This is a genomic window from Actinosynnema sp. NPDC059335 (assembly GCF_042752395.1).
Lineage (GTDB): Bacteria > Actinomycetota > Actinomycetes > Mycobacteriales > Pseudonocardiaceae > Actinosynnema.
Genome location: NZ_JBHYXZ010000009.1, coordinates 17,981 through 43,485, shown reverse-complemented (window position 1 = coordinate 43,485; position 25,505 = coordinate 17,981). Strand labels below are relative to the sequence as shown.

Here is a 25,505-nt window from a genome sequence, read left to right as displayed (position 1 = left end):
GAGGAGTGCCATGTCCGACGAGCGGAAGCTCCGCGACTACCTCAAGCGCGCGACCGTCGAACTCCAGGAGGCCCGCAGGCAGCTGCGCGAGGAACGGGACCGGCGGCACGAGCCGATCGCCGTCGTCGGCATGGCGTGCCGGTTCCCCGGCGGCGTCACGTCGCCGGAGGACCTGTGGCGGCTGGTGGAGGACGACGTGGACGCCGTGTCGGGGTTCCCGACCGACCGCGGCTGGGACCTGGAGCGGCTCTACCACCCCGACCCCGACGAGCGGGGCCGCTCCTACGTCCGCGAGGGCGGTTTCCTGCACGACGCCGCCGCGTTCGACGCGGAGTTCTTCGGCATCTCGCCGCGCGAGGCGCTGGTCGTGGACCCGCAGCACCGGCTGCTGCTGGAGGTCGTCTGGGAGGCGCTGGAACGCGCGGGCATCGACCCGGTCGCGTTGCGCGGCAGCCGGACCGGCGTGTACGCGGGCGCGGTCACCAACGACTACGCGACCCTGCTGGCGAACTCGACCGACGACGTGGAGCCCTATCGGATCACCGGCGCGGCGCAGAGCGTGCTGTCCGGGCGGGTCGCCTACGCGCTGGGCTTCGAGGGCCCGGCGATCACCGTCGACACCGCGTGCTCGACCTCGCTGGTGGCGCTGCACCTGGCCGCGCAGGCGCTGCGGCGCGACGAGTGCTCGCTCGCGGTCGTGGGCGCGGCCACCGTGATGGCCACGCCGATCTCGTTCGTGGACACCAGCAGGCAGCGGGGTTTCGCGCCGGACGGGCGGATCAAGGCGTTCGCGGACGCGGCCGACGGCACCGCCTTCGCCGAGGGCGTCGGCGCGCTGGTCGTGGAACGGCTGTCCGAGGCGCGCCGCCACGGCCACCCGGTGCTCGCCGTGCTGCGCGGCAGCGCCGTCAACCAGGACGGCGCGTCGAACGGCCTCACCGCGCCCAACGGCCCGGCGCAGGTCCGGGTGATCGAGCAGGCGCTGGCCGACGCCCGCCTCACCGCGAGCGACGTGGACGTCGTGGAGGCGCACGGCACCGGCACCACCCTGGGCGACCCGATCGAGGCCCAAGCCCTGCTGGCCACCTACGGCCGGCGGTCCGGCGAACCGCTGCTGCTCGGCTCGGTCAAGTCCAACATCGGGCACACCCTGGCCGCCGCGGGCCTCGCCGGGGTGATGAAGGTGGTCCACGCGATGCGGCACGGCCGGCTGCCGCGCACCCTGCACGTCGACCGGCCCACCACGCAGGTCGACTGGGACGCCGGCGCGGTCCGGCTGCTCACCGAGCCCCGCGCGTGGCCGCGGACGGGGCGGGTGCGGCGGGCCGGGGTGTCGGCGTTCGGGATGAGCGGCACCAACGCCCACGTGATCCTGGAGCACGTCCCCGACGACGACGCGGACTCGTCCGGCGCACCGGACGAGCGGCCCGACGCGGCCGTCCCGCTGCTGCTGTCGGCCCGCTCGGCCGCCGCGCTCGCCGCGCAGGCGGGCCGGCTGCGCGACCACGTGGCCGCGAGCGGGCAGCCGTTGCGCGACCTCGGTTTCTCGTCGGCGACCACCCGCGCCGCCCTGGAGCACCGGGCGGTCGTCCTCGGCGCGGACCGCGCCGGGCAGGTGGCCGCGCTGGACGCGCTGTCGCGGGGCGAGCCGTCCGACGACGTCGTCACGGGCAGCGTCACCGACCCCCGCCGGACCGCGTTCGTCTTCCCCGGCCACGGCTCGCAGTGGCCCGGCATGGCGCTGGACCTGCTGGACGCCGACGACGCCTACGCGTCCCGGCTGCGCGAGGTGGCGGCGGCGGTGGAGGCGCACGTCGACTGGACCGTCGAGGGTGTGCTGCGGGGCGCGGAGGGCGCGCCGACGATCGACCGGGTCGAGGTCGTGCAGCCGGTGCTGTTCGCGGTGATGGTGGCGCTGGCCGCGCTGTGGGAGTCGCGCGGCGTCCGGCCCGACGCCGTGGTCGGCCAGTCGCAGGGCGAGGTCGCGGCGGCGTGCGCGTCGGGCGCGCTGTCGGTGGAGGACGCCGCGCGGCTGATCGTCGTGCGCTCCCGGGTGTTCGCGGAGGAGTTGCTCGGCCTGGGCGGGGTCGCCTCCGTGGCCGCGCCCCTGGCCGAGGTGGAGCCCCTGCTGGACGGGCGGGTGTCGGTCGCGGGCCTCAACGGGCCGCGCGCGGTGACCGTGGCGGGCGACGTGGACGCGCTGACGGAGCTGGTCGCCGCGCTGGCCGCGCGCGGTGTGCGGGCCAGGGTGATGAGCGCCCTGGTCGCGTCCCACAGCTCGCAGGTGGACCGGGTGCGCGACCGCCTGATCGGGCTGCTGTCGTTCGTCCGGCCGCGCGCGGGCCGCGTGCCGCTGTACTCGACGGTCACCGGGGGACCGCTCGCCGGCGCGGAGCTGGACGCCCGGTACTGGTTCGAGAACTGCCGGCGGCCGGTGCTGTTCGAGCCGGTCGTGCGGGCGCTGCTCGCCGACGGCTTCGGCACGTTCGTCGAGACCAGCCCGCACCCGCTGCTCACCGCGGGCGTCGCGGAGGCCGCCGAGGGGGCCGGCGTGGACGCGGTGGTCGTCGGCACGCTGCGCCGCGACCGGGGCGACCTGCGCCGCTTCCACGCGTCGCTGGGCGCGGCCCACGTGCGCGGCGTGCCGGTCGACTGGTCGGCGGACCACCGCGGCGGGCGGCGCGTCGACCTGCCCACCTACGCGTTCCGGCGCCGCCGCTACTGGGCCGCGTCCGCCGGCGCGAACCCGGTCGTGGCCAGGCCCGCCCCGCCGGTCGAACCCGAGGTCGTGGTCACGGACCCGGTCGAGCGGGTGCGCCGCGAAGTCGCCCGCGTGCTCGGGCAGCCGGACCCCGACGCGGTCGTGATGTCCCGGCCGCTGCTGGAGCTGGGCCTGGACTCGGTCGGGGCCGTGGAGCTGCGCGACCGGCTCGCCGCCGCCACCGGCGTCCGGCTCACCGTGCGGGAGCTGCGCGACCTCGGCACCCCGGACGCGCTGGTGGCCCACCTGCGGCGCGACGCCGCGCCCGCCGCGCCGGCGGGCCCGCTCACCCTGGCCACCGGTCCGCGCGGGCCGAAGCTGATCTGCGTGCCGACCGTGCTGGCCGACTCGGGACCGCACCAGTACGTGCCGTTCGCCAAGCGGTTCCAGGGCCGGCGCGACGTCGTGGCGCTCCCGCTGCCGGGCTTCGCCGATGGGGAACCGCCGCCCTCCGGCCTCGACGACGTCGCCGAGCACGTCGCCGAGGTCGCCGCACGGGCGGCGAACGGCGCGCCGTTCGCGCTGGTCGGCTACTCCTCCGGGGGTCTCGTCGCGCACCGCGCCGCCCGACTGCTGGCGGACGACGGCCTGACCGCGCTGGTCCTGCTCGACACCTACCCGTGGGATGCCCTCGACGCGCTGCGGCCCGCGCTGTTGGCCGGCGTCGCCGGCCGCCTCGCCGACGTGACCGACGCCCGGCGCGCGGCGATGGACGCCTACCTGCGGCTGCTGGACGAGTGGCGGCCGGCCGGGATCGCGGCGCCGACGCTGCTGGCCCGCGCCGACCGCCCGATGGACGACTGGCCGGACGTGCCGGACTGGCGAGCGCGCTGGCCGGGGGCCGCCGTCGTGGACGTCCCGGCCACCCACTGGAGCCTGGTCGACGCGCACGTCGACGCCGCCGCGCACGCGGTCGACACCTGGTTGGACGAACTGGAGCAGCCGTGAAGTCGAGGACAACGGTCGTCATCATCGGTGCCGGCCCGGTCGGGATGACCGCCGCCGTGGGCCTGCTCAGGCTCGGCGTGCAGGTGCGCGTCCTGGAGCAGTCCACCGAGCGGCAGACGGGGTCGCGCGCGGTGCAGCTGTGGCCGCCCGCGCTGGAGATCTTCGGGCGCCTCGGCATCCGCGACGAGGCCGTGCGGCTCGGCGTCACGGTGCGCGCGAACGTCTACGAGCTGGCGGGCGGCCGGACGCTGCGCGTGGCGCTCGGCGCGGAGAATGAGCCCCTGCTGCTGCCGCAGGAGCAGACCACCCGGCTGCTGGAGGAGGCGCTGGAACGGCTGGGCGGCAAGGTGGAGCGCGGCGTCCGGTTCACCGACCTCGTGCCGGGCACCGACTCGGTCACCGTGGAGGTCACCGGGCCGTCGGGCGTCGAGCTGGTCGAGGCGGACTGGGTGATCGGCGCGGACGGCGTGCGCAGCGCGGTGCGGGAGCGGCTGGGCGTGGAGTTCCCCGGCCGGGCCGTGCCGACCACGCTCATCCTCGCCGAGGGCCGGTTCGCGGGCGACTTCGGGGAGGGCGCGGTCCACTACTTCCTCGGCCGCGGCGGCTCGCTGGTGTTCGGGCCGCTGCCCGGCGGCCGGGTGCGGGTGTCCGCGCCGATCCCGCCGGACCTGCCGGTCTCCGCGGCCGGCGTGCAACGCCTGCTCGACGAGCGCGGCCCCGGCGGCATCGAGGTGCTGGAGCTGGACCACCTCACCACGTTCGCCAGCGCGGAGCGGATCGCGGCCCGGCTGCGGCACGGCCGGGCGTTCCTCGTCGGCGACGCCGCCCACACCCACTCGCCGCTGGGCGGCCAGGGCCTCAACCTCGGCCTCCAGGACGCCGACAACCTGACGTGGCGGCTCGCGGGCGTGATCCGGGGCCGGTTCCGCCCGGCCGTGCTCGACGGCTACGCGGTGGAACGGCGGCAGGCGGCCGAGCAGGTCGTCGCCATGACCGGCCGGATGCTCAAGGTGTTCATGCTCGGGCCGGTGGGCTCCCGGGTCCGCAACGCGCTGTGGGGGGCGCTGGAGCGGACGGGCGCGCTGCGCCGGCGGTTCGTGCCGCTGCTCGCCGGGCGCAACGTCCGCTACACCGACGAGTTGCTGCGCGTGCCGTCCCCGGCGGCGGAGGTCGGCCGCGCGCCGCACTGGGTGCCCGCGTGGGACGGCGACGGGCGGCTGCGGCTGCTCACCACCGGTCCCGCGACGTCGGCGCTGGTGGCCGACGCGTCGGCGTTGGCCGACCGCAACCCCCGCCTGGTCGAGCACGACCACCTCGACGGCCGGCCGCCCGGCTTCCTGGTGCTGCGGCCCGACGGGTTCGTGGCGGCGTCGGGCACGCGGCCCGCGCAGCTCGTCGCGGTCGAGGCGGGGCTCCGGGCGCTGGGGGGCGACGATGTCCGCTGACTCGCCGGGGACCGACTCGCTGGAGACCGGTCTGCTGACGGGCAGGCTCGACGTCGGGCTGCTCGCCGACTTCCCGGTGCGCGACGCCGCCGAGCGGGCCGCGGGCGACGCGTGGGTGGCCAGGGCCGAGGCGTTCATGGCCGCGCACGTGCCCGACCCGGACGAGCTGGACCGCACCCGCGCGCTGCCCGACGGGCTGCTCGACGCCCTGCGCCGGGACGGGTTCCTCACCGTCTCGTTCGGCCCGGAGCTGGGCGGCGCGGGGCTCTCGCCGTACGACGTGGTCCGGGTGATCGCGGCGATGGCGCGGACGTCCGTGCCGGTCGGCCAGGTGGTCGCGGTGCAGGCGGGCGCGGGCGCCGGCGCGCTGTACCCGGCGCTGCCCGAGGGGCCGTTGCGGGACTGGGTGCGCGACCGGGTCGCCGGCGGCGCGCTGTCCGGGTTCGGCGACACCGACCACGCCGGGCAGAACAACCGGCTGCCGAAGATGACCGCCACGCGGTCCGGCGACCACTACGTCCTGCACGGCGACAAGCTCTACACCGCCAACGGTCCCGTGGCGGACCTGCTGGCCGTGTCCGCGACGGTGGACGGCGGCATCGGCGTGTGCTTCGTGGACACCGCGTCGCCCGGCTTCTCCGTCGAGTCCACCGTGGACTTCATCGGCAGCGGCGGCCTGCCCAGCGGCGCCCTGCGATTCGACGGCGTGCGGGTGCCGGCGGACCGCGTGCTGTCCGGTTCGGAGGGTCAGCTGCGGCTGCCCGCGGCGATCAACGCCATCGCGTTCCGGGGCCGGGTCTACTTCGCCGGCGCGTCCGCGCTGGCGGTGGCGCGCAACTGCCTGGAGTGGTCGCGGCGGTTCGTGTCCCGGCGGGTGGTCGACGGCCGGCCGCTCGGCGGGTACGACCGCGTGCAGCGGATGGTGGCGCGGGCGATGGGCGACGTCTACGCCATGGACGCGATCACCCGCTGGAGCCTGATCCCGGGCCGGTGGCTGGAGACGTTCCTGACCCGCAACGTGCTCACCGGCACGGCGTGGGCGCTGGCCGACCGGACCGTGGCGCTCCTGGGCGGCGAGGGGCTGGAGACCGCCGCGAGCAAGCGGCGCCGCGGCGCGCCCGTGCTGCCCGCCGAACGGGCGCTGCGCGACGCGCGCGGGTTCCGGATGGCGGGCAACGTCGACTTCCGGCTCGACCACCAGATCGCCCAGCTCCTGCTCGGCCGCTACTACACCGACGAGCGCCCGGTCGTGGACCCGGCGGCCGCCGACCTCGCCGGGCTGGACCTCGGCCCGCGCAACCGGGCGCACCTGGCCGCGGTCGCCGAGCAGACCAGGCGCTTCGCGTCCGTCTACGACGAGGTCACCCGGGAGCGCCCGGCCGAGGAGCTGTTCGCCGACCAGGAGTTCCTCATCACCTCCGGGCGGATCGCGGGCGAGCTGGTCGCCGCGTCCGCCGTGCTCGCCCGCGCCCACGGCGACGCGCGGGCGCAGCACCTCGCCGACGTGCACCTCACCGCCGCGCGGGCCCGGCTGGCCGGCCTGTGGCGCGACCTGTCGCCCGACGGCGCGCCCGCCTACGGCGAGCTGAGCCGGGCCTGGCTGGCGGGCGACGGCTACGAGTTCCTGACCACGACCTGAAGGTGAGCATGACGACCGAACCCCTGCCCGCCGTGCTCGGCGGGATCGACCTCACCGACCACGACAACTTCGCCGACGGCGTGCCGTACGGGCTGTTCGCGCGGCTGCGCGAGGAAGCGCCCGTGTTCTTCCACCCGCACGGCGACTCGCGCGACGACGGCTTCTGGGTGCTGACCCGGCACGCCGACATCGCCGCCGCGGCGGCCGACCCCGCGTTCTCCTCCCGGGGCGGAGGTCCCCGCGCGGGCGGCGGCACGCACCTGGAGGACATGCCGATCGGGATGCTCGCCGGGGTCGTCCTGTTCGCCATGGACGACCCGCGCCACGCGCACATCAAGCGGGCGCTGCACCCGGTCCTCACCGGCCGCGCCCTGGAACCGCGCCTGCGCGCCCTGGCCGAGGAGCTGGTCGACCGGGCGGTGCGCGCGGGCGGCGTCGAGGTCGTGACCGGCATCGCCGAGCCGTTCGCGCTGGAGGCCGTCACGGCGCTGCTGGGCGTGCCCGAGGCCGACCGGCCCCTGCTGCTGGGCTGGGTCAGGGCGGTCCTCGGGTTCACCGACCGGCGCACCGGGCGCGCCACCGACGAGTCGCGGGCCACGTTCGCCGCCGTGCGCGACTACTTCCGCAAGTTCCTGGTGGACAAGGAACCCGCCGCGGACCTGGGCACGCTGCTGGCCCTGGGCGGGATCCCCGGCGACGAGCCCCTGTCGGAGGCCGAGCGCGAACAGCACGCGGCCGTGCTGTTCGTGTCCGGCTACGAGCAGCCGCGCAACACCCTCGCCGCCGCGGTCCAGGCGTTCGCCGAGCACCCCGACCAGTGGGCGCTGCTCAAGCGGGACCGGTCGTTGCTGGACGGCGCGGTGGAGGAGGTGCTGCGCTGGGCGCCCGCCAACCCGTACAACCGGCGCACCGCCACCCGGGACGTCGTCGTGCGCGGCACGCGCATCCGCGCCGGCGACAAGGTCGCGCTGTGGTGGCCGGCCGCGAACCGCGACCCCGAGGTGTTCGCCGACCCCGACGTGTTCGACATCCGCCGCGACCCCAACCCGCACATGGCGTTCGGCTGGGGCACGCACCGCTGCTCGGGCGACGGGTTCGGCCGGCTCCAGCTGCGGCTGCTGCTGACCGCCCTGCTCGACCGCGTCGCGGAGCTGAGCCTGTCCGGGCCGGTCGTGCACGGACCCAACAACAAGCACACGGTGCTGCTCGACGTGCCCGTCAGCGTCACGGAGGAGAACGCCCGATGACCGACCTCACCGCCTACAGCAGGGAGACGGCGGCGCGGCTGCTGCCGTTCGACGTCTTCGACCCCGACTTCCACCGCGACCCCTACCCCCGGTACCGCGAGCTGCAGGACGCGCACGGCGGCTGGTGCCGCACGTCCGCGGACTCGGTCGCGGTGTTCGGGTTCGAGGAGGCCGCGGCCGTGCTGCGGGACCCCCGGTTCGGCATCGGCGAGCACCCGATGATCGCCGACCAGTTCGTGGCCGACCCGGTGGACGGCGGCAGCGGCAGGCCGGTCATGTTCCTGGACCCGCCGGACCACACCCGCGTCCGCGCCCTGGCCGGCCGGGCGTTCACCGCGCGCGTGGTCGACCGGCTGCGCCCGCACGCCGAGGAGCACGCCCGCACCCTGCTGCGCGACGCGGCGGCCGGCTCCGACGGCGGCGAGTTCGACCTCCGCGCCGCGTTCGCCGCGCCGCTGCCCGCGCTCGTGCTCTCCCGGCTGATGGACATCCCGGAGCGGTACCACCCGCTGTTCTTCGCGAGCGTCAAGGACAGCGCCCGCGGCCTGGACCCCGGCTTCACGCTGACCGACGAGCAGAAGGCGGGCCGCACGATCGCCCGCGACCTGTTCATCGAGGCGGGTCTGGAGATGGCCGAGGAACGCCGCCGCGACCCCGGCGACGACCTGGTCTCCGACCTGGTGCGCGCCGAGCAGGCGGGCGACCGCCTCTCGTCCTGGGAACTGGCGCTGCTGCTGCTCAACCTGCTGGCGGCGGGCTTCAGCACGACCACGGCGGCGCTGTGCAGCGCGGTGCACAACCTGCTCGACCACCCCGACCAGCTCGCCTGGCTGCGCGACCATCCCGACCGCGTCGCCGACGCGGCGGAGGAGCTGCTGCGCTACGACCCGATGCTCCAGGTCACCACCCGCATGACGGTGCAGGACGCCGACATCGCCGGCACACCGCTGCCCGCCGGTCAGCACGTCGTGGTGGTGCTCGGCGCGGCGAACCGCGACCCCCGCGCGTTCGACCGCCCCGACACGCTCGACCTGACCCGCCCGCCCGGCCGCACGCTCGCCTTCGGCCAGGGCATCCACTTCTGCGTGGCCGCGCCGATCGCGCGGCTGGTCGTGCGGGTCGGCCTGGAGGCCCTGATCCGATACCGGATCGAGCGCGGCGGCCGGGGCCCGGAGCGCTGGCCGGGCACGTTCATGCGCGTCATCGGGGAGCTGCCGGTGCGGCTGACGCCCGTGCGCTGACCCCGTTTTCCCACGTCGGACGAGCGGGAGGATGTTCGGCACCACGATGTGACCTGTGCGGTGGAATCGTGGTAGATCTGACCGGGGGAACACGGCGACGACGCCGCTCGGGGGGAGTCCGGTCGGTCGGTTCGGGTCGGTGTGCGCGATGAGTTGGTCTGGGGGACCTCTCGATGCTGTTCGAACGGGAATCGCACTTGTCCGAGTTACGCGCGCTGCTGACCGAGAGCCGTGACGGCAAGGGGCGCATGGCGGTGGTCGGCGGGCCGGTGGCGACCGGCAAGACCGAGCTGCTCGCCGCGTTCACCGAGGAGGCCGCGCGCGGCTCGGTGGTCCTGTCGGCCTCGGGCGCGCCCGCCGAGCGGGCCGTGCCGTTCGGGGTGCTCGACCAGCTCCTGCGCGGCGCGCGGCTGCCCGCCGACCAGGCCGGGCACGTGGCGCGGCTGCTGCGCGACGCGGCGGGCGGCGACCCGGTGCCGCCCGTGGTCCACCACGACCTGTGCATGGCCGTGCTCGACCTGGTCGAGCGGTCCGACGAGCCCGTGGTGATGGCGGTGGACGACGCGCACGACAGCGACGGGCCGTCGCTGGAGGTGCTGTCGTCGGTCGTGCGCCGGGCCCGCCGGGGCGTGCTGGTCGTGCTCGGCGACGGCACCGGCGAGCGCCCGCTGCCCGCCGGCCTGCCGCGCCACCCGGTCTGCCGCCGCCTGCGCCTGGACCCGCTGTCGCGGGACGGCGTCACGGCGCTGCTGACCGGCCACCTCGGTCCGCGCGGCCGCGGCCTTGCCGAGCGGTGCCACGACCTCACCGGCGGCAACCCGGCGCTGGTGCGGGCCCTGGCCGAGGACAACCGGGACACCCCCGACCGCGCCGCCCCCGAGGCGGGCGCGGCGTTCCGGCACGCGCTGCTGAGCTGCCTGGCCGCGTGCGACACCCTGCTCGCCGCCGCCTGCGGCCTGGCCGTGCTCGCCGAACCGCGCCCCGCGCTGCTGCTGTCCAAGCTCGTGGAGGCGGAGCCGGAGTCGGTGAGCCGGGCGCTGGCCGCGCTGGAGGAGTGCGGCGTCCTGGCCGGCGGCTGGTTCCGCCACCCGGCCGCCGCCGCGGCCGTGCTGGAGGCCCTGGCCCCGGCCGAGCGCACCCGGCTGCACCGACGCGCGGCGCTGCTGCTGCGCACCGAGGGCTCCAACGCCGCGACCGTGGCCCGGCAGCTCGTGCGCGCCGGCGAGGCCGTGGACGCGGCGCTGCTGCCCGTCCTGCACGAGGCCGCCGAGCAGGCGCTCGCCGAGGACGACCCCGACCACGCCCGCGCCTGCCTGTGGCTGGCCCGCCAGTCCGGCGGCGACGAGCGGCGCCGCGCCACGACCACGGCCATGGTCGCCCGGGTGCAGTGGCGCGTGGACCCGGCGGCGGCCGCGGCCCACCTCGACGAGCTGACCGCGGCCACCCGCGCCGGCCTGCTCGACGACCGGCAGGTGGACCTGGTCGTCCAGATGCTGGCGTGGTTCGGGCGGTCCGCCGAGCTGCCCGAGGCCCGGCCCACCGGCGGTCGCGCGTGCATGCTGGCCCTGACCGGGCTGCTGCCCCACGGCGGGTTCGACGCCAAGAGCCTCGCCCGCGCCGAACGCGTGCTCCAGACCTCCCGGCTGGAGGAGCACACGCTGATGCACACCCTCGGCGCGTTGACCGCGCAGATCGCGGGCGAGCGGCCCGCGGACGCCGAGGCGTGGTGCCGCCGCCTGCTCGCGGAGGTCTCCGGCCGTCGCGCGCCGACCTGGCACGCCCTGCTGGCCGCGATGCGCGCCGAGATCGCGCTGCGCCGCGGCGAGCTGGACGTCGCCGAGCGGTACGGGCGGCTGGCGCTGGACACGTTGCCCCCCGAGGGCTGGGGCGTGGTCATCGGCCTGCCCGTCGGCACGCTCGTCCGCGTGCACCTGGCCGCCGGGCGGGTGGAGGACGCCCTGGACCGGCTCGGCACCCCGGTGCCCGACGCCATGGCCGACACCGGCATCGGGCTGCACCACATGCGCGCCCGCGGCCTCTACTACCACGCCACCGGCCGCTACCGGGCCGCCCTGGACGACTTCCACGCGGTCGGCGACCTGATGCGGAAGTGGGACGCGGACGTCCCGGCGCTGTCGCCGTGGCGCACCGACGCCGCCCAGACGTGGCTGCGCCTGGGCAACGCGGAGCGGGCCCGCCGGCTCGCCAAGGAGCAGAGCGACCTGTGCGAGGTGGACAACGCCCGGCTCATCGCCGTGTCCACCCGGATCATCGCCGCCACCACCGAGCCGAACCGCCGGGTGGCCCTGCTCAGCGGCGCGGTCGAGGCGTTGCAGAGCACGGGCGACCGGCTGGAGCTGGCCACCGCGCTGTCCGACCTCGGCTGGGCCTACCACGAGCTGGGCAGCTTCAGCCAGGCGCGGATGGCGCTGCGCAGCGCGGGGCTGATCGCCAAGCAGTGCGGCGCCGCCGAACCGGGCCGCACGGTCGGCGCGACGACCGCCCCGGAGCAGCCCGTCGCCCCGGCCGTCGCGGAGCTGCCGCCCGGCGGCGCGCTGAGCGACGCGGAAGCCCGGGTGGCGACGCTCGCGTCCTGGGGCTACAGCAACCGGCAGATCGCGAACAAGCTGTTCATCACCGTGTCCACGGTGGAGCAGCACCTCACCCGGGCCTACCGCAAGCTGAAGGTGAACCGGCGCACCGAGCTGGCCACCGGCCTCTACGCCCGGGCCGCCGTCGAGACCCTCTGACGACGTCGTGAGTGCCGTCACGTGCGCGCAGGTTACCGACAGGTTCTAGTCTGGCCGACGTGGCAGAGGACAAGAGGATCGGGCGCGCGGTGAAGACGGCGACCGCGTTCGTGGCCGCGCACGGCAAGCCTTCCCGCGCCGTCGTGGAGAACGTCGGGCGCGCGGGCGCGCGGGTCGTGCTGGTCGGTGACGACGGGGCGATGGGCGACGTGGTGCTGCCCGACGTGGCGTCGGCCGAGGCCGTGGTCGAGGCGGTCCCGGACCTGGAGCGCCACGAGTGGGACCGCGACACGACCGCGGCGGTGAAGATCGGCCCGGCGCACCGCCGGAAGATGGCCGGCCGGTGAAGGTCCTCTTCGCCACGTGCGAGTCGCTGCCCGCGGGCGACGGCGACGACGACGCCCTGGTCGACGCCCTCGCCGACGTCGGCGTGGAGGCGTCGTGGGCGGCGTGGGGCACGCCGGTGCGGGCCGACCTGGTCGTGCTGCGGTCCACGTGGGACTACACCGAGCGGCTGCCGGAGTTCCTGGCCTGGTGCGACACCGAGCCCGCGCTGGTGAACCCGGCGTCGGTGGTGCGGTGGAACACCGACAAGACCTACCTGGTGGACCTGGCGGCGGCGGGCGTGCCGGTCGTGCCGACGGCCGTGGCCGGTCCGGGCTTCACCGACTGGCCGGACGGCGAGTTCGTGGTGAAGCCGACCGTCGGCGCGGGGTCCCGGGGCGCGCTGCGCGTCGCCCCCGGCGACCACGCGGCCGCGGCCGCGCACCTGGCCGCGCTGGGCGTGCCCGCGCTCGTGCAGCCGTACCAGTCGCACGTGGACTCGGTCGGCGAGACCGCGATGGTGTTCCTCGGCGGGCAGTACTCGCACGCGTTCACCAAGGGCGCGATGCTCACGCCGGACGCCGAGTACGACGAGTCCGGCCTGTACCTGCTGGAACGGCTGTCCGGCGCGACGCCGTCGCCCGCGCAGCGCCGGGTCGCCGAGGACGTGATGGACGCCGCCGCCGAGCTGACCGGCCTGCGCCGCGCCGACCTGCTCTACGCGCGGGTGGACCTGATCCCGGGCCCCGACCGCGCCCCGCTGCTGCTGGAACTGGAACTGGTCGAGCCGTCGCTGGGCTTCCGCCAGACCGACGCCACCGCTCCGCTCCGCTTCGCCTCCGCCGTCCGCGCCGCCCTCGCCCGGCGCTGACCCGCCGAGAACCCCGACAGGCCGGACGCCGGAGCACCGGGTGCTCCGGCGTCCGCCGTCGTTACCGCAGGTCGGGAGCGTCGGGTGCCCCGGCGTCCGGCGCGGGCCTCACCGCAGGCCGGAGCCGAGGCCGGTCAGCGAGCGGACCTCCATCTCGGCCTGCCGGGCCGGGTCGGCCTTCTCCTTGCTCAGCACCGTGCCCAGGTAGCCGCACAGGAACGAGAACGGGATCGACACCAGGCCCGGGTTGCTCAGCGGGAACCACGCGAAGTCGACGTCCGGGAACATCGAGGACTTCGCGCCCGACACGGCGGGGGAGAAGATCAACAGGATGACGCACGACCCGAGCCCGCCGTAGATCGCCCACAGCGTGCCCGGCGTGTTGAACCGCTTCCAGAACATCGAGTAGATGATCGTCGACAGGTTCGCCGACGCGGCCAGCGCGAACGCGAGCGCCACCAGGAACGCCACGTTCTGCCCGTTCGCCGCGATGCCGCCGACGATCGCCAGCAGGCCCACGACGACCGCGGTCAGCCGGGCGACCCGGACCTCCGAGGCGGGGTCGGCCTGCCCGTGCTTGATCACGTTCGCGTACACGTCGTGCGCGAACGACGCCGACGCCGTCAACGTCAGCCCGGCCACCACCGCGAGGATCGTCGCGAACGCCACCGCGCTCACCACGCCCAGCAGCACCGAGCCGCCGATCTCGTAGGCCAGCAGCGGCGCGGCGGAGTTCTCGCCGCCGGGGGCCGAGGTGATGTCCTTCGAGCCGACCAGCGCGAGCGCGCCGAACCCGATGACCAGCGTGCACAGGTAGAACACGGCCATCATCCACGTCGCCCACACCACCGAGCGGCGCGCCTCGCGGGCGTTCGGCACGGTGTAGAACCGCATCAGCACGTGCGGCAGCGACGCGGTGCCGAGCACCAGCGCCAGCGCCAGCGAGAGGAAGTCGAGCCGGCTCGTCGGGGTCGCGCCGTACCGCACGCCCGGCTCCAGCACCTGCGGGCCCAGCGGCGTGTTGCGCGACGCCGTCTCCAGGATCGCCGACAGGCTGAACCCGAACTTGCCCAGCAGGAACACCGTCATCAGGGTCACGCACATGATCAGGAAGACGGCCTTGATGATCTGCACCCACGTGGTGCCCTTCATGCCGCCGACCAGCACGTACAGCACCATGACGATGCCCACCACGGCGATGATCACCGACTGGCCGACCTTGCTGTGCACGTCGAGCAGCAACGCCATCAGCGCGCCCGCGCCCGCCATCTGCGCGATCATGTAGAACAGCGAGATCACCAGCGTCACGTTGGCCGCCGCGGCGCGCACCGGGCGCTGCCGCATCCGGAAGGCCAGCACGTCGCCGAGGGTGAACCGGCCGGTGTTGCGCAGCCGCTCCGAGATGATCATCAGGCCGAGCAGCCAGGACACCACCCAGCCGATCGAGTACAGGAAGCCGTCGTAGCCGTTGACCGCGATGCTGCCGGAGATGCCGAGGAACGACGCGGCGGACAGGAAGTCACCCGACAGCGCGATGCCGTTCTGCGGTCCGGTGAAGCTGCTGCCCGCGGCGTAGTAGTCCGACGCGGTCGCGTTGCGGGTGCCCGCCCGGTACACGATGTAGAGGGTGATCAACACGAAGACGGCGAACACGCCGAGGTTGATCGCGGTGTTGCCGCCCATCAGGCCCGGTCCTCCGCGGTGAGCGAGCGGACCGCGTCGACCTGCGGGTCGAGCCGGCGCCGCGCGTAGCGCGCGTACGCCAGGGTCAGCGCGATCGTCGTGACGAACTGGAGCAGCCCGAACAGCAGGCCGACGTTGATCACGCCCCACACCGCCGTGCCCATGAACTCGGGCGCGTACGCCGACAACGCGACATAACCGAGGTACCAGAGCAGGAACCCGCACGTGGCGGGCAGCACGAACACCGCGATGCGCTTGCGCAACTCGCGGAAATCGGCGCTCTGCTGGAGCGCCACGAAGTCCGGGTCGCCCGCTTCGTCGACCAACAGGGGTGAGCCGGGGTCGTCGAAAGTGGCGAAGCCGCGCCCGCCGCGGGCGGGTCGGGAATCCGTCGGAGGCAGGATCGCCTTCGTCATCAATCCTCCACGGGGATTTGGCCTCGCCGCGCACGCTCCGCACGCGGGCCGGCGGCGAGCGCTCAGCGTAACCGCGCTCCGCCGCCAGTCAACGACATGACGCCATCGGTCGGGTCACGACTGCACGACCGGAGGCATCGGAGCGTCTCAACCGGGGGGCGGGCGCACGCAGCGTCGTCACGCTGCGCCGATCGGATGGGGACCCACCGCAAGGTCGTTGTCCCCGGCCTGTTGACCACCTACTATCCGCGCAGCAACATCCACGCTCGTCGGTCAATACAGCGTCGGCGTCGTTCAACTTTGAAACAACTACGGACTTTCCCGGGGCTTCTCAGGTGACTGGCGACAACAACGCGCGCGGGCAGTGGTGGAGTGCCGTCGCCGACTGGCGGAATTGGCGCCTGCCGGTGAAGGTCGCCGCCGTGCTGGCGGTGCCCGTGCTGGTCGCGGTCGTCACCGGCGTGGTGCAGATCCGCGGGTACGTCAAGAGCGCCGACACCTACGCCGCGATGCAGCGCATGGTGACGCTGCGTGCCGGCATCGACCCCTTGATCGCGTCCGTGCAGGCGGAACGCGCCATGTCGGCGCAGCGCGCCGAGGACGCGGGCGTGCCGGAGCGCGAGTTCCACGACCTGACGCGCGCCACCGACAACGCCGCGGCCGGCGTGCGGAACCTGATGGAGCGCACCACGACCCTCGGCGAGGTCGCCAACGCCCGGTTCCGCGACGTCGTCGTCCAGCTCGACGGCCTGCCCCAGCTCCGCGAACGCGTGAAATCGGGCAGCGTGGACCTGGAAGGCTCCATCGGCGGTTACACGGTGGTGGTGCGCGCCCTGCTCGACTTCGACCAGGCCATGGTCGGCGACTTCGGCGACCCGGCCCTGTCCGGCACCGCGACCGCGCTGCACAACCTCGCCATGGCGGGCGAGCAGGTGTCCTGGCAGCACGCCACGGTGCTGGCCGGCATCAGCCGCGGCCGGCTGACCGACAACGAGGTCACCGCGCTGGAGCAGTCCTACACCCGCCAGCAGGACAAGCTGGCCGACTTCTCCGCGGTCGCCACGCCGCAGCAGCAGGCCGACTACCGCAGCACCGTCTCCGGCCAGGAGGTGGACCTGCGCAACAGCCTGTTCCAGCAGGTCCGCGTCAACTCCGGCGCGGTCGAGCTGCTGGTCAAGGCCGACGCGTGGAACAGCGGCTCGGAGAGCACGCTCAAGCAGCTCGGCGTGGTGCTGCGGTCGCTGGAGGGCCAGCTCACCGCCGCCGCGGGCCGGTTGCAGGACACCACCAGCGACCGGGCGGGCGCGGCGTCGGTCATCCTGCTCGCCTCGATGTTCCTCGCCGGCGGCATCGGCTTCGTCGTCGGCAGCCACCTGCTGCGCTCGCTGCGCACCCTGCGGACCGCCGCGCTGGACGTCGCCGAGCACCGCCTGCCCACGCTCGTGGCGCAGTTGCGGGAGGGCGCGGCGCACGACGTGACCGTGGCCCCCGTGCCGGTGCAGACCAGGGAGGAGCTGGGCCAGCTGGCCCGCGCGTTCGACGCGGTGCACCGGCAGGCCGTCTCCTCCGCGGCCGAGCAGGCCGACCTGCGCACCAGCATGCGCAACGCGTTCATCAACCTGTCCCGCCGCAGCCAGGGCCTGGTGGAGCGGCAGCTCAAGCTCATGGAGGAGCTGGAGCGGCAGGAGGAGAACCCCGAGCAGCTCGCGAACCTGTTCAAGCTGGACAACCTCGCCACCCGGATGCGCCGCAACAACGAGAACCTGATGGTGCTCTCCGGCAGCGACGTGGCCCGCCGCTTCACCCGCCCCGTGCCGCTGGGCGACGTGCTGCGCGCCGCCGCGTCCGAGATCGAGCAGTACCAGCGGGTCGTCGTGCAGACCACCCCGTCGGTGGAGGTCGTCGGCTACGCCGCGGGCGACCTGGTCCGGCTGGTCGCCGAGCTGCTGGACAACGCCACCACGTTCTCGCCGCCGCGCACGCAGGTCGTCGTCGGCGGCCGGCACCGGGCGGGCGGCGGCGTGCTCGTGGACGTGGTCGACGCGGGCGTCGGCATGTCGGAGGAGGACCTGGCGCAGGCCAACCGCCGGATCGCGCTGGCCGCGTCGGAGGACTCCGGCGAGCTGACCGTGTCCCGCCAGCTCGGCCTGTACGTGGTGGGCCGGCTCGCCGGGCGGCACGGCATCGAGGTGGAGCTGCGCGAGCAGGGCGAAGGGCTGCGCGCGGTCGTGGCGCTGCCCGCGGACCTCGTCCGCGCGACCGCCCCGGTCCGCCCCACGCCCGCCCCGGCCATCCCCTCGCCTTCGCCGTCCACCGGCCCCCAACCCGCCCTGCCGCGCGCCACGGGCCCGCAGCCCGCGCTGCCGTCCACGGGCCCGCAGCCGCTCGTGCCGCGCTCGGCCGGGTCGCCGTCGACCGGCCCGCAGCCGGTGCTGCCCGGTCCGACCGGGTCCCCCTCGGTGGTGCCGCGTCCGGCGGGCGCGCCGTCCACCGGGCCGCAGCCGGTCGTGCCGCGCCCGACGGGGTCGCCCTCGACCGGACCGCAGCCCGTCCTGCCGCGCGCCGCCCAGCCGCGACCCGTGTCGCCGCAGCCCCCGCTGCCGCCGGCCGTGCCGCTGAAGGAGGACGGCTGGACCCCGTTCCGGGGCCGGACCGTCGACACCCCGGACACCGCGTCGCCCGCGTCGCCCGCGTCGCCCCCGCAGCCCGGGGCCGCGCCGCGGCGGACGGCCTCGACCTGGTTCGGCGGCGGTCCCGTGCCGTCGGGCCCGGCGGAACCGGCGCGGCACCGCGCCGCGGACACCCACGCGCGCGGGGAGGCGCCCGTGAACGACCAGCCCGTGAACGACATTCCGGCGGAGCTGCCCAAGAGGCGGCCGCGGACCAACCTGGTGGCCGAACGGCCGAGCGCACCCGACGCGGTGGCACCCGTCCGGAGGGATCCGCAGGCGACACGCGGTTTCCTCGCCAGCTACCAGACGGGGATCCGGCAAGGTGTGCGGGGATCCGGTGAGAACCGAGCGGGGCAGGAGAACGGATGAGCACGCAGAAGTCGCGACAGGTCGACCAGTTCGGCTGGCTGGTGAGCAACTTCGTCGATCGCGTGCCGGGCGTGGCCCACGCGGTGGTGATCTCGGTCGACGGCCTGCTGCTGACCGCGTCGAACGGGCTGCCCGACGACCGGGCCGACCAGCTCGCCGCGATCGCGGCGGGCGTGGCCAGCCTGACCGAGTCGGCGGCCCGCTGCTTCGACGGGGGCGGCGTGCTGCGGTCGGTGATCGAGATGCAGTACGGGATCATGCTGCTCATGTCGATCCGGGACGGCTCGTGCCTGGCCGTCCTCGCCGCGCCGGACGCCGACGTCGGCCAGGTCGCCTACGAGATGACCGTGGTCGTGGACCAGGTCGGCCAGCTCCTGACACCCGAGCTGCGCGCCCAGCTCCACGGCGCGAAGCGGATGATGGCCCGCCCGTCTGCGTGAGGTGGTCATGGACCGGAACGACGAGCCCAGGGCGTCGGACGAGACGTTCGCCGCCCTGCTCAACGGGTTCAGCCTCGACTCCTCCCGACGTCGCAAGCAGGGGAAGCCGAAGCCCGAGGAACCCGCCGCGACCGGCGACACCAAGCCCCACCGCCCGGTCTTCGACGACGAGGACGACGCCTTCGAGTACCCGCGCGAGGAAGCGGCGTCGATCGTGCGCGCCTACTCGTGGACGGGCGGCCGCACCACGTCGTCGTTCCAGCTGGAGATCGAGACGCTGGTGTCGGCGGTGGACTGGGACTACCCGGGAGCCCTGAAGGCCGAGTACCACGAGGTCATCGCGCTGGTCGCCCGGCCCCGGTCGGTCGCGGAGATCGCCGCCCTGCTGCGCCTGCCGCTAGGGGTGGCCAAGGTGCTGCTCGGCGACATGGCCGAACGCGGCCTGATCGACGTGCACCGCACCGCGTCCACCGACGGCGAGCAACCCGACCTGGGCCTGATGGAACGCGTCCTCGCCGGCCTGCGCCGCCTCTGACCCCCGCGTGTCCTACCTCCAGAACGCGTGTGTCCTACGTTCGGAACGCGTGAGTCCTACGTTCGCGTCACGAGTGTCCTACGTTCAGGACCCCTGAATTCAACGCTCGGGACGCGCGCCACCTTTGCGTGATGATCAGCACACGACCTATTGTGCCTTCAGTGTCGACCGAATCGTCGGCCGTGGAGCTACAGGGGGGCGCATGAGCGTCGGACGGGAAACGCGGCTGTCGGCGTGGGTCGAGCGGTTCGCCGCCCACTTCGCCGAGGAGGGCATCCCGCTGATCGGCGGCCGGATCCTCGGCTACCTGCTGGTGTGCCAGCCGACGGAACGGACCGCGGCCGAGCTGTCGCAGGAGCTGGAGGCCAGCAGCGGCTCGATCAGCACGAACCTGAAGTTCCTGGTCAACGCGGGCCTGGTGACCAAGCGCACCCGGCGCGGGCGGCAGGCGGCGCAGTACCGGATCGACGAGAAGCGGTGGGTGGACCTGGTCCAGCGCAAGCTGGACGCCCTGGTGAGCGTGCGCGAGCTGACCGAGGCCGGGATGCGGCTGATGAGCGGCGACCCGGAACGCGCGATGCGGCTGCGCACCGTGGACGAGGTCTACACGTGGCTGGCGACGGAGCTGCCCGCGGTGTGGGAGCGCAGGCCCTCGTCCACGCGGTGAGGCCGTTCCCGGGTCGAGACCCACAGGGCGGCGGTGGCCACGACGACCGCGCCCGCGCCCAGCACGTGCAGCGAGACCAGCACCTCGGGCACGCCGGTCCAGTACTGGACCATGCCCAGCGCGCCCTGCGCGAGCACCACGGCGACCAGCGCGGTGTACGGCCGCCGCGGCACGGGGTGGCCGCGCAACGCGAAGCCCAGCGCGATGAGCATGCCCAGGAACAGGAACAGCAGGTCGGCGTGCAGCTGGGACAGGGTGTCCACCGGCACGTCCAGGCGCGGCGTGGCCGCGTCGCCCGCGTGCGGTCCGGCGGCGGTGACGAACGTGCCCGCCAGCAGCAGCAGCCCCAGCACCACGGCCTGCACGACCTGCAACGCCATCAGCGGCCTGGGCACGCGCGGCCGGGCGGGCTCGTCGCCCTCGCCGAGCGCGGCGACCAGCAGCACGGCGAACCACACCAGCACCATGGACACCAGGAAGTGCACGCTGACCGTCCACCACAGCAGGCCGGTGAGCACGGTGAACCCGCCGATCACGGCCTGCAGCACGACCCCGCCGAACTGCACCAGCGCGAGCACCACGACCCGCTTGCGGCGCGGCCGGTTGAACCACGCCGCCAGCACGCACAGGCCCGCGATGACGCCGACCACGCCGGTGAGGGTGCGGTTGCCGAACTCGACCCACTGGTGCAGCGACGCCACCTCGGGGTGCTCGACGGGCACGAGGCTGCCCTCGAAGCACTGGGGCCAGGTGGGGCAGCCGAGCCCCGATCCGGTCACCCGCACGATCGACCCGGTGACCGCGATGCCGCCTTGGGCGATCACGACGGCGATGGCGAACGCGCGCTGGAACGTGCGGAGGAACGTGGTGAACCAGGATGGGGCGGACACGGTCCGATGGTAGGTACCACCGGCTGAGAAGCGCCGCCCGGGGGTGTCAGGCGAGCCTGGTGGTCTTGACCGCCAGCGCGCCCGCGACCACGCCCCACACCACCAGCACGACGAGGTGCCGCGGCTCCGGCGCGCCGCCCTCGACCACCGCGTCGTGCAGGGCGAGCGCGAGCGCGGCGGACGGCAGGGCGTCCACGACGGCGGCCAGGGCGGCGGGCAGCGTCTCCACGCCGAGTGCGACACCGCCGATGAGCAGCAGCACGAACCACACGATGTTGGCCAGCGCGAGCACGATCTCCGCCCGCAGCGCGCCGCCGAGCAGGACGCCCAGCGCGCCGAACGACAGGGTGCCCAGCACGATCAGCGCGACCGCCCACAGCACGCCGCCGACCGGCGGCAGCCGCCAGCCGAGCAGCAGCGCGACCGCCGCGATGATCACGACCTGCACGGCGACCACGGCCAGGGCGGCGACGACCCGTCCGGTGACGAGCAGCCACCGGGGGAGCGCGGTCGCGGCGAGGCGCTTGAGCACGCCGTAGCGGCGGTCGAACCCGAGCGCGATCGCCTGGCCGGTGAACGCGGACGAGATCACGGCCAGCGCGAGGATGCGCGCGGTGGCCGAGCCGACGCGCGGTTCCGGCACCGGGATGACGTCCATGAGGCTCATCGCGACCAGCAGCGCGACCGGGATGAGCACGGTGAGCAGGATCTGCTCGCCGTTGCGCAGGGTGAGCACGGTCTCGGTGCGGGCCTGGGCGAGCAGCATCCGGCCGAGCCGGCCGCGGCCGGGCGCGGGCGTGAACGTGCCGGGGGCGAAGCGGCCGGTGGGTTCGGTCACGAGCGCAGCTCCCTGCCGGTCAGCTCCAGGAACACGTCCTCCAGGCTGCGCCTGGCCACGGTCAGCTCCTCGGCCAGCACGCCCTGCTGCGCGCACCACGACGTGACGGTGGAGAGCACCTGGGGGTCGATCCGGCCGTGCACGACGTAGTTGCCTCGGCCGGCTTCGCGCACGTCCAGCCCTTCCGGCAGGGCGTCGCGCAGCAGCGTGAGGTCCAGGCCGGGGCGGGCGCGGAAGCGCAGTTGCCGGTCGTCGGCGTGGTGCTCGGTCAGCTCGGCGGGGCTGCCCTGGGCGACGACGCGGCCCGCGTCCACGATGACGACGTGGTCGGCCAGCGCCTCGGCCTCGTCCATGAGGTGGGTGGTGAGCAGCACGCTGACGCCGTCCGCGCGCAGCGCCGACACCAGCTCCCACACCAGGCGGCGGGCCTGGGGGTCCATGCCGGCGGTCGGTTCGTCGAGGAACACCAGCTCGGGGCGTCCGACGAGCGCGCACGCCAGCGAAAGGCGTTGCTGCTGGCCGCCGGACAGCCGCTTGTACGGGGTGCGCACCGACGACGACAGGCCCAGCACGTCCAGCAGCCACGCGGGGTCGAGGGGGTTCGCGGCGCAGGCGGCCACGAGGCGCAGCATCTCGTCGGCCCGCACGCCGGGGTACCCGCCGCCGCCCTGCGGCATCACGCCGATGCGGGGGCGCAGCGCGTCGCCGTCGCGCTTCGGGTCGAGCCCGAGGACGCGGACCTCGCCGCCGTCGGCGGACCGGAACCCCTCGCACACCTCGACCGTGGTCGTCTTGCCGGCGCCGTTGGGGCCGAGCAGCGCGAGGACCGTGCCGGTGTCGAGGGTCAGGTCGAGTCCGTTCACCGCGACGGTGGAGCCGTAGCGCTTGACCAGCCCCGACACCTCCACGGCAGGGTGCTGGGGGTGCGGGCTCACGACGCGGAAGCCTAGGGCGTGGCCCGCCCCACCCCGGTGGTGGGGTCAGCCCCCCTGCGGTTCTCCGGGTGGCATCAGGGTCGACTCGGGGGTGTTCCCGATATGTTCGCGCGCCATTCCGGGACAGGATTTCCCTCGTGGTGGAGATCCGGGGGAATAGGCGCACGGCGGTGTTGCCGTGGACGGTGACGGGGTTCGTCCTGTCGCTGTTCCCGATTGTTTACCTGCACGTGGCCTCGGCCGGGGAGCTGAGCCCGGTCGCCCACACGGTCAGCGATTACATCTTCGTGGACCACGGCGCGGGGCTGCTCGCGCTCACGTCGCTGACGCTCGCGGCGGCGTCGATCGGCCTGCTGGTCGCCCTGGTCCGCGCGGGTTTGCCCAGGCGGGGGCCGGTGGCGGTGCTGCTGGGGCTGTGGTCGGCGGGCCTCGCGGTGGCGACGGTGTTCCCGACCGACCCGACCGGCGCGCCCACGTCGTTCTCCGGCGCGGTGCACCGGTACGCGGGCGCGGTGATGTTCGCGAGCCTGCCGCTGGCCGGTTGGCTGATTCACCGGACGTTCCTGCCGAGTCCCACCGTGCGTCGTTTTTCGGTGGCCGCGGGCATCACGTCCGTGGCATTCATGCTCAGTCACGTCTCGGTGGTGTACCCGGGTGACGGCGCGGTGCTGCTCGGCCTTTTCGAACGCGTTTTGTTCGCCGTGCTCTACGGCCTGCTGTTCGCGTTGGCGTCGGCCGTCCTGCGGCGGGAGGAGGCGTCGTGACCTGGCTCGCCGTGGTGCTCGCGGTCCTCGGGGCCGTGTTCTTCGCCTTCGCCGCACGCCTGCAGCACGACGCCGTGCGGGCGAGCGAGGGCGCGTTGCGGGTCCTGGAGCTGCTGCGCAGGCCGCGGTGGCTGGTGGGCCTGCTGCTGCTCGTCCTCGGCGCCGGCGTGCACGCGGCGGCGTTGGGGATGGCGCCGTTGAGCGTGGTGCAGCCGGTCGGCGTGGTGGCCATCGGCATCACCGCGGTCCTCGACGGCCGCCGCCGTGAGCTGCCCGCGGTCGCGTGGACCACGTTCGGCGTGGGGGCGTTCGTGCTCCTGGCCGCGGGCAGCGCCACGTCCACCGCGGTCGTGCCGGAGGCCGAGGTGCGGGCCGCGCTGCTGGCGCTCGGCCTGATCGCGGTCCCCGGCCTGGTCGGGGTGCTGTCCACCCGCCCGGCGGTCCGCGCCCTGGGCTTCGGCGCGGCGGGCGGTGTCGCCTACGGCTTCGTCTCCGTGCTCATGCGGTCGGTGTCGCAGGACGTCCAGCAGGGCGGCCTGACGTGGGCGACCGCGTTGTCGGCGGCGGGCATCGCCGCCTCCCTCCTCGTCGGCGGCTGGTTCATCCAGCACGCCTACGCCAGTGGACCGCCGCACGTGGCGGTCGCCTGCCTCACCGTCGTGGACCCGCTCGTCGCCGTCGGCATCGGCGCGGGACTGCTCGGCGAGGCGAACCGGACCAGCCCGCTCGTCGGCGCCGCCCAGGTGGTGTGCGCCGTGATCGCCATCGGCGGTGTCGTCGCGCTGGCCCGCACCCGAACCCTTCCCGCAGTGCCCACCAGATCGGAGACGACAGTGACCAACGGACGCGCCATGCGGATCGTCATCGCCGCGGAGACGTTCCCGCCGGACGTCAACGGCGCGGCCCGGTTCGCCCACCGCCTCGCCACCGGCCTCGCCGGCCGCGGCCACGACGTGCACGTGATCTGCGTGTCGCCGGACGGCGCGGCCCGCACCGAACGCGCCGACGGGATCACCGTGCACCGGCTGCGCTCGCACCGCACGCCGTTCCACCGCACGTTCCGCATCGGGCTGCCGTGGCAGGTGCGCCGGGACGTCGACGTGCTGCTGGAGGGGCTGCGGCCGGATCTGGTGCACGTGCAGGCGCACTTCGTGGTGGGCCGGCACGTGCTGGGGCGGGCGGCGGCGCTGGGCATCCCGACCGTGGCGACCAACCACTTCATGCCGGAGAACCTGTTCGGGCACGCCCGCGTGCCGGCGTGGTTGCAGGGCGTGGCGTCGCGGTGGGCGTGGCGGGACCTGACGCGGGTGTTCGGGCAGGCCGACGTGGTGACCGCGCCGACGCCGCGGGCCGTGCGGCTGCTGCACGACAACGGGTTCCCGGCCCGCGCGGTGCCGGTGTCGTGCGGTATCGACATCGACCGGTACCGGTCGCGGCGTCCCGTGCGGCGGACCGACGCGCCGACCGTGCTGTTCGTGGGCCGGCTGGACGAGGAGAAGCGGGTGGACGAGCTGCTGCGGGCGTTGGCGCTGGTGCCGCGGCTGCACGCGGAGATCGTGGGCGACGGGTCGTGCCGGGCGGAGTGGGAGCTGCTGGCGCGCGACCTGGGGATCACCGATCGGGTGACGTTCCGGGGGTTCGTGGGCGAGGAGGAGCTGCTGGACGCCTACGCCGGCGCGGACGTGTTCTGCATGCCGGGCATCGCGGAGCTGCAGAGCCTGGCGACGATGGAGGCGATGGCGGCGGGCAAGCCGGTGGTGGTCGCGGACGCCATGGCGTTGCCGCACCTGTGCGCGCCGGGCCGCAACGGCTGGCTGTTCACGCCGGGTGACGTACGCGGCCTGGCCGACCGGCTGCACGCCGTGACCGCGGACCCGGCCGTGACCGCCCGGATGGGCGCGGCGAGCAGCGACCTGATCGCCGCCCACGCCATCGACACCACCCTGGAGACCTTCGAGTCCCTCTACGCCCGCGCCCTGGGCCTGCCTCCCGTCCACCGCGCCCCGGCCCTGGCCGCCTGACCCCGGACGCGCGAGTCCTACGTTGAGAACGCGTGTGTCCTACGTTCGG

At 74.8% G+C, this 25,505-nt stretch carries 19 protein-coding genes; 14 read left to right on the top strand and 5 right to left on the bottom strand.

Annotated features, from left to right (window positions below):
• Nucleotides 1-10 precede the first annotated feature (10 nt).
• The 8 genes from ACFXGA_RS04690 to ACFXGA_RS04655 all read left to right on the top strand — a co-directional run bounded on the left by ACFXGA_RS04690 (nucleotide 11) and on the right by ACFXGA_RS04655 (nucleotide 13,226).
• Entirely contained in the window at nucleotides 11-3,709 is a 3,699-nt protein-coding gene (locus tag ACFXGA_RS04690) for a type I polyketide synthase (RefSeq protein ID WP_378084388.1), read from the top strand.
• A complete protein-coding gene (locus ACFXGA_RS04685; protein WP_378084386.1) occupies nucleotides 3,706-5,154 on the top strand; it encodes an FAD-dependent monooxygenase in 1,449 nt (482 codons plus the stop codon). The genes ACFXGA_RS04690 and ACFXGA_RS04685 overlap by 4 nt, the downstream gene beginning before the upstream one ends.
• On the top strand, nucleotides 5,144-6,793 hold the full coding sequence (locus ACFXGA_RS04680) for an acyl-CoA dehydrogenase family protein (RefSeq protein ID WP_378084384.1): 1,650 nt from the start codon (nucleotides 5,144-5,146) through the stop codon (nucleotides 6,791-6,793). Before ACFXGA_RS04685 ends, ACFXGA_RS04680 begins: the two co-directional genes overlap by 11 nt.
• A gap of 8 nt (nucleotides 6,794-6,801) precedes the next feature.
• Nucleotides 6,802-8,040, top strand: coding sequence for a cytochrome P450 (locus ACFXGA_RS04675; RefSeq protein ID WP_378084382.1), 1,239 nt, complete (start codon nucleotides 6,802-6,804; stop codon nucleotides 8,038-8,040).
• Nucleotides 8,037-9,281 carry a cytochrome P450 gene (locus ACFXGA_RS04670; protein WP_378084380.1) on the top strand — a complete coding sequence of 415 codons (1,245 nt, stop codon included), beginning with the start codon at nucleotides 8,037-8,039 and terminating at the stop codon, nucleotides 9,279-9,281. The genes ACFXGA_RS04675 and ACFXGA_RS04670 overlap by 4 nt, the downstream gene beginning before the upstream one ends.
• Before the next feature lie 173 nt (nucleotides 9,282-9,454).
• Nucleotides 9,455-12,031 (top strand): AAA family ATPase, encoded by a 2,577-nt coding sequence (locus ACFXGA_RS04665; RefSeq protein WP_378084378.1) that lies wholly within the window; start codon nucleotides 9,455-9,457, stop codon nucleotides 12,029-12,031.
• Nucleotides 12,032-12,090: 59 nt separating this feature from the next.
• Nucleotides 12,091-12,378 (top strand): hypothetical protein, encoded by a 288-nt coding sequence (locus ACFXGA_RS04660; protein WP_378084377.1) that lies wholly within the window; start codon nucleotides 12,091-12,093, stop codon nucleotides 12,376-12,378.
• Nucleotides 12,375-13,226, top strand: coding sequence for a RimK family alpha-L-glutamate ligase (locus ACFXGA_RS04655; protein ID WP_378084375.1), 852 nt, complete (start codon nucleotides 12,375-12,377; stop codon nucleotides 13,224-13,226). The genes ACFXGA_RS04660 and ACFXGA_RS04655 overlap by 4 nt, the downstream gene beginning before the upstream one ends.
• A 108-nt stretch (nucleotides 13,227-13,334) precedes the next feature.
• Here ACFXGA_RS04655 and ACFXGA_RS04650 read toward each other — a convergent pair whose 3' ends face one another.
• Both ACFXGA_RS04650 and ACFXGA_RS04645 read right to left on the bottom strand, forming a co-directional pair.
• The gene (locus tag ACFXGA_RS04650; RefSeq protein WP_378084373.1) at nucleotides 13,335-14,909 is read right to left on the bottom strand and encodes a cation acetate symporter; all 1,575 of its coding nucleotides are present in this window, start codon (nucleotides 14,907-14,909) and stop codon (nucleotides 13,335-13,337) included.
• Nucleotides 14,909-15,325, bottom strand: a complete 417-nt coding sequence (locus ACFXGA_RS04645) for a DUF485 domain-containing protein (RefSeq protein WP_378084372.1) — start codon at nucleotides 15,323-15,325, stop codon at nucleotides 14,909-14,911. Before ACFXGA_RS04645 ends, ACFXGA_RS04650 begins: the two co-directional genes overlap by 1 nt.
• Nucleotides 15,326-15,660: 335 nt before the next feature.
• Between ACFXGA_RS04645 and ACFXGA_RS04640 the strand changes: the two genes are divergently transcribed.
• The 4 genes from ACFXGA_RS04640 to ACFXGA_RS04625 all read left to right on the top strand — a co-directional run bounded on the left by ACFXGA_RS04640 (nucleotide 15,661) and on the right by ACFXGA_RS04625 (nucleotide 20,008).
• Entirely contained in the window at nucleotides 15,661-18,366 is a 2,706-nt protein-coding gene (locus ACFXGA_RS04640; protein WP_378084370.1) for a nitrate- and nitrite sensing domain-containing protein, read from the top strand.
• The gene (locus ACFXGA_RS04635) at nucleotides 18,363-18,806 is read left to right on the top strand and encodes a roadblock/LC7 domain-containing protein (RefSeq protein ID WP_378084369.1); all 444 of its coding nucleotides are present in this window, start codon (nucleotides 18,363-18,365) and stop codon (nucleotides 18,804-18,806) included. The genes ACFXGA_RS04640 and ACFXGA_RS04635 overlap by 4 nt, the downstream gene beginning before the upstream one ends.
• A gap of 7 nt (nucleotides 18,807-18,813) precedes the next feature.
• Complete coding sequence (locus tag ACFXGA_RS04630) at nucleotides 18,814-19,341, top strand: DUF742 domain-containing protein (protein WP_378084367.1); 528 nt, start codon at nucleotides 18,814-18,816, stop codon at nucleotides 19,339-19,341.
• A gap of 202 nt (nucleotides 19,342-19,543) precedes the next feature.
• A complete protein-coding gene (locus ACFXGA_RS04625; RefSeq protein ID WP_378084366.1) occupies nucleotides 19,544-20,008 on the top strand; it encodes a GbsR/MarR family transcriptional regulator in 465 nt (154 codons plus the stop codon).
• Here ACFXGA_RS04625 and ACFXGA_RS04620 read toward each other — a convergent pair.
• The 3 genes from ACFXGA_RS04620 to ACFXGA_RS04610 form a co-directional block, all read right to left on the bottom strand.
• The gene (locus tag ACFXGA_RS04620; RefSeq protein ID WP_378084364.1) at nucleotides 19,945-20,898 is read right to left on the bottom strand and encodes a heme A synthase; all 954 of its coding nucleotides are present in this window, start codon (nucleotides 20,896-20,898) and stop codon (nucleotides 19,945-19,947) included. The genes ACFXGA_RS04625 and ACFXGA_RS04620 overlap by 64 nt on opposite strands.
• Before the next feature lie 46 nt (nucleotides 20,899-20,944).
• Nucleotides 20,945-21,664 carry an ABC transporter permease gene (locus ACFXGA_RS04615; RefSeq protein ID WP_378084464.1) on the bottom strand — a complete coding sequence of 240 codons (720 nt, stop codon included), beginning with the start codon at nucleotides 21,662-21,664 and terminating at the stop codon, nucleotides 20,945-20,947.
• 68 nt (nucleotides 21,665-21,732) lie between these two features.
• Nucleotides 21,733-22,671 carry an ABC transporter ATP-binding protein gene (locus ACFXGA_RS04610; protein WP_378084363.1) on the bottom strand — a complete coding sequence of 313 codons (939 nt, stop codon included), beginning with the start codon at nucleotides 22,669-22,671 and terminating at the stop codon, nucleotides 21,733-21,735.
• 137 nt (nucleotides 22,672-22,808) lie between these two features.
• Between ACFXGA_RS04610 and ACFXGA_RS04605 the strand changes: the two genes are divergently transcribed.
• Together ACFXGA_RS04605 and ACFXGA_RS04600 are read left to right on the top strand one after the other, a co-directional pair.
• Complete coding sequence (locus ACFXGA_RS04605; RefSeq protein ID WP_378084361.1) at nucleotides 22,809-23,435, top strand: DUF998 domain-containing protein; 627 nt, start codon at nucleotides 22,809-22,811, stop codon at nucleotides 23,433-23,435.
• Entirely contained in the window at nucleotides 23,432-25,456 is a 2,025-nt protein-coding gene (locus tag ACFXGA_RS04600; RefSeq protein WP_378084360.1) for a glycosyltransferase, read from the top strand. The genes ACFXGA_RS04605 and ACFXGA_RS04600 overlap by 4 nt, the downstream gene beginning before the upstream one ends.
• Nucleotides 25,457-25,505: the final 49 nt, after the last annotated feature.

Bases quoted from the DNA above. Each gene is read 5' to 3' on its own strand.
- ACFXGA_RS04650 (WP_378084373.1), bottom strand. From the start codon at position 14,909: ATGGGCGGCAACACCGCGATCAACCTCGGCGTGTTCGCCGTCTTCGTG.
- ACFXGA_RS04690 (WP_378084388.1), top strand. From the start codon at position 11: ATGTCCGACGAGCGGAAGCTCCGCGACTACCTCAAGCGCGCGACCGTC.
- ACFXGA_RS04635 (WP_378084369.1), top strand. From the start codon at position 18,363: ATGAGCACGCAGAAGTCGCGACAGGTCGACCAGTTCGGCTGGCTGGTG.
- ACFXGA_RS04665 (WP_378084378.1), top strand. From the start codon at position 9,455: ATGCTGTTCGAACGGGAATCGCACTTGTCCGAGTTACGCGCGCTGCTG.
- ACFXGA_RS04625 (WP_378084366.1), top strand. From the start codon at position 19,544: ATGAGCGTCGGACGGGAAACGCGGCTGTCGGCGTGGGTCGAGCGGTTC.
- ACFXGA_RS04645 (WP_378084372.1), bottom strand. From the start codon at position 15,325: ATGACGAAGGCGATCCTGCCTCCGACGGATTCCCGACCCGCCCGCGGC.
- ACFXGA_RS04670 (WP_378084380.1), top strand. From the start codon at position 8,037: ATGACCGACCTCACCGCCTACAGCAGGGAGACGGCGGCGCGGCTGCTG.
- ACFXGA_RS04630 (WP_378084367.1), top strand. From the start codon at position 18,814: ATGGACCGGAACGACGAGCCCAGGGCGTCGGACGAGACGTTCGCCGCC.
- ACFXGA_RS04675 (WP_378084382.1), top strand. From the start codon at position 6,802: ATGACGACCGAACCCCTGCCCGCCGTGCTCGGCGGGATCGACCTCACC.
- ACFXGA_RS04680 (WP_378084384.1), top strand. From the start codon at position 5,144: ATGTCCGCTGACTCGCCGGGGACCGACTCGCTGGAGACCGGTCTGCTG.
- ACFXGA_RS04615 (WP_378084464.1), bottom strand. From the start codon at position 21,664: ATGCTGCTCGCCCAGGCCCGCACCGAGACCGTGCTCACCCTGCGCAAC.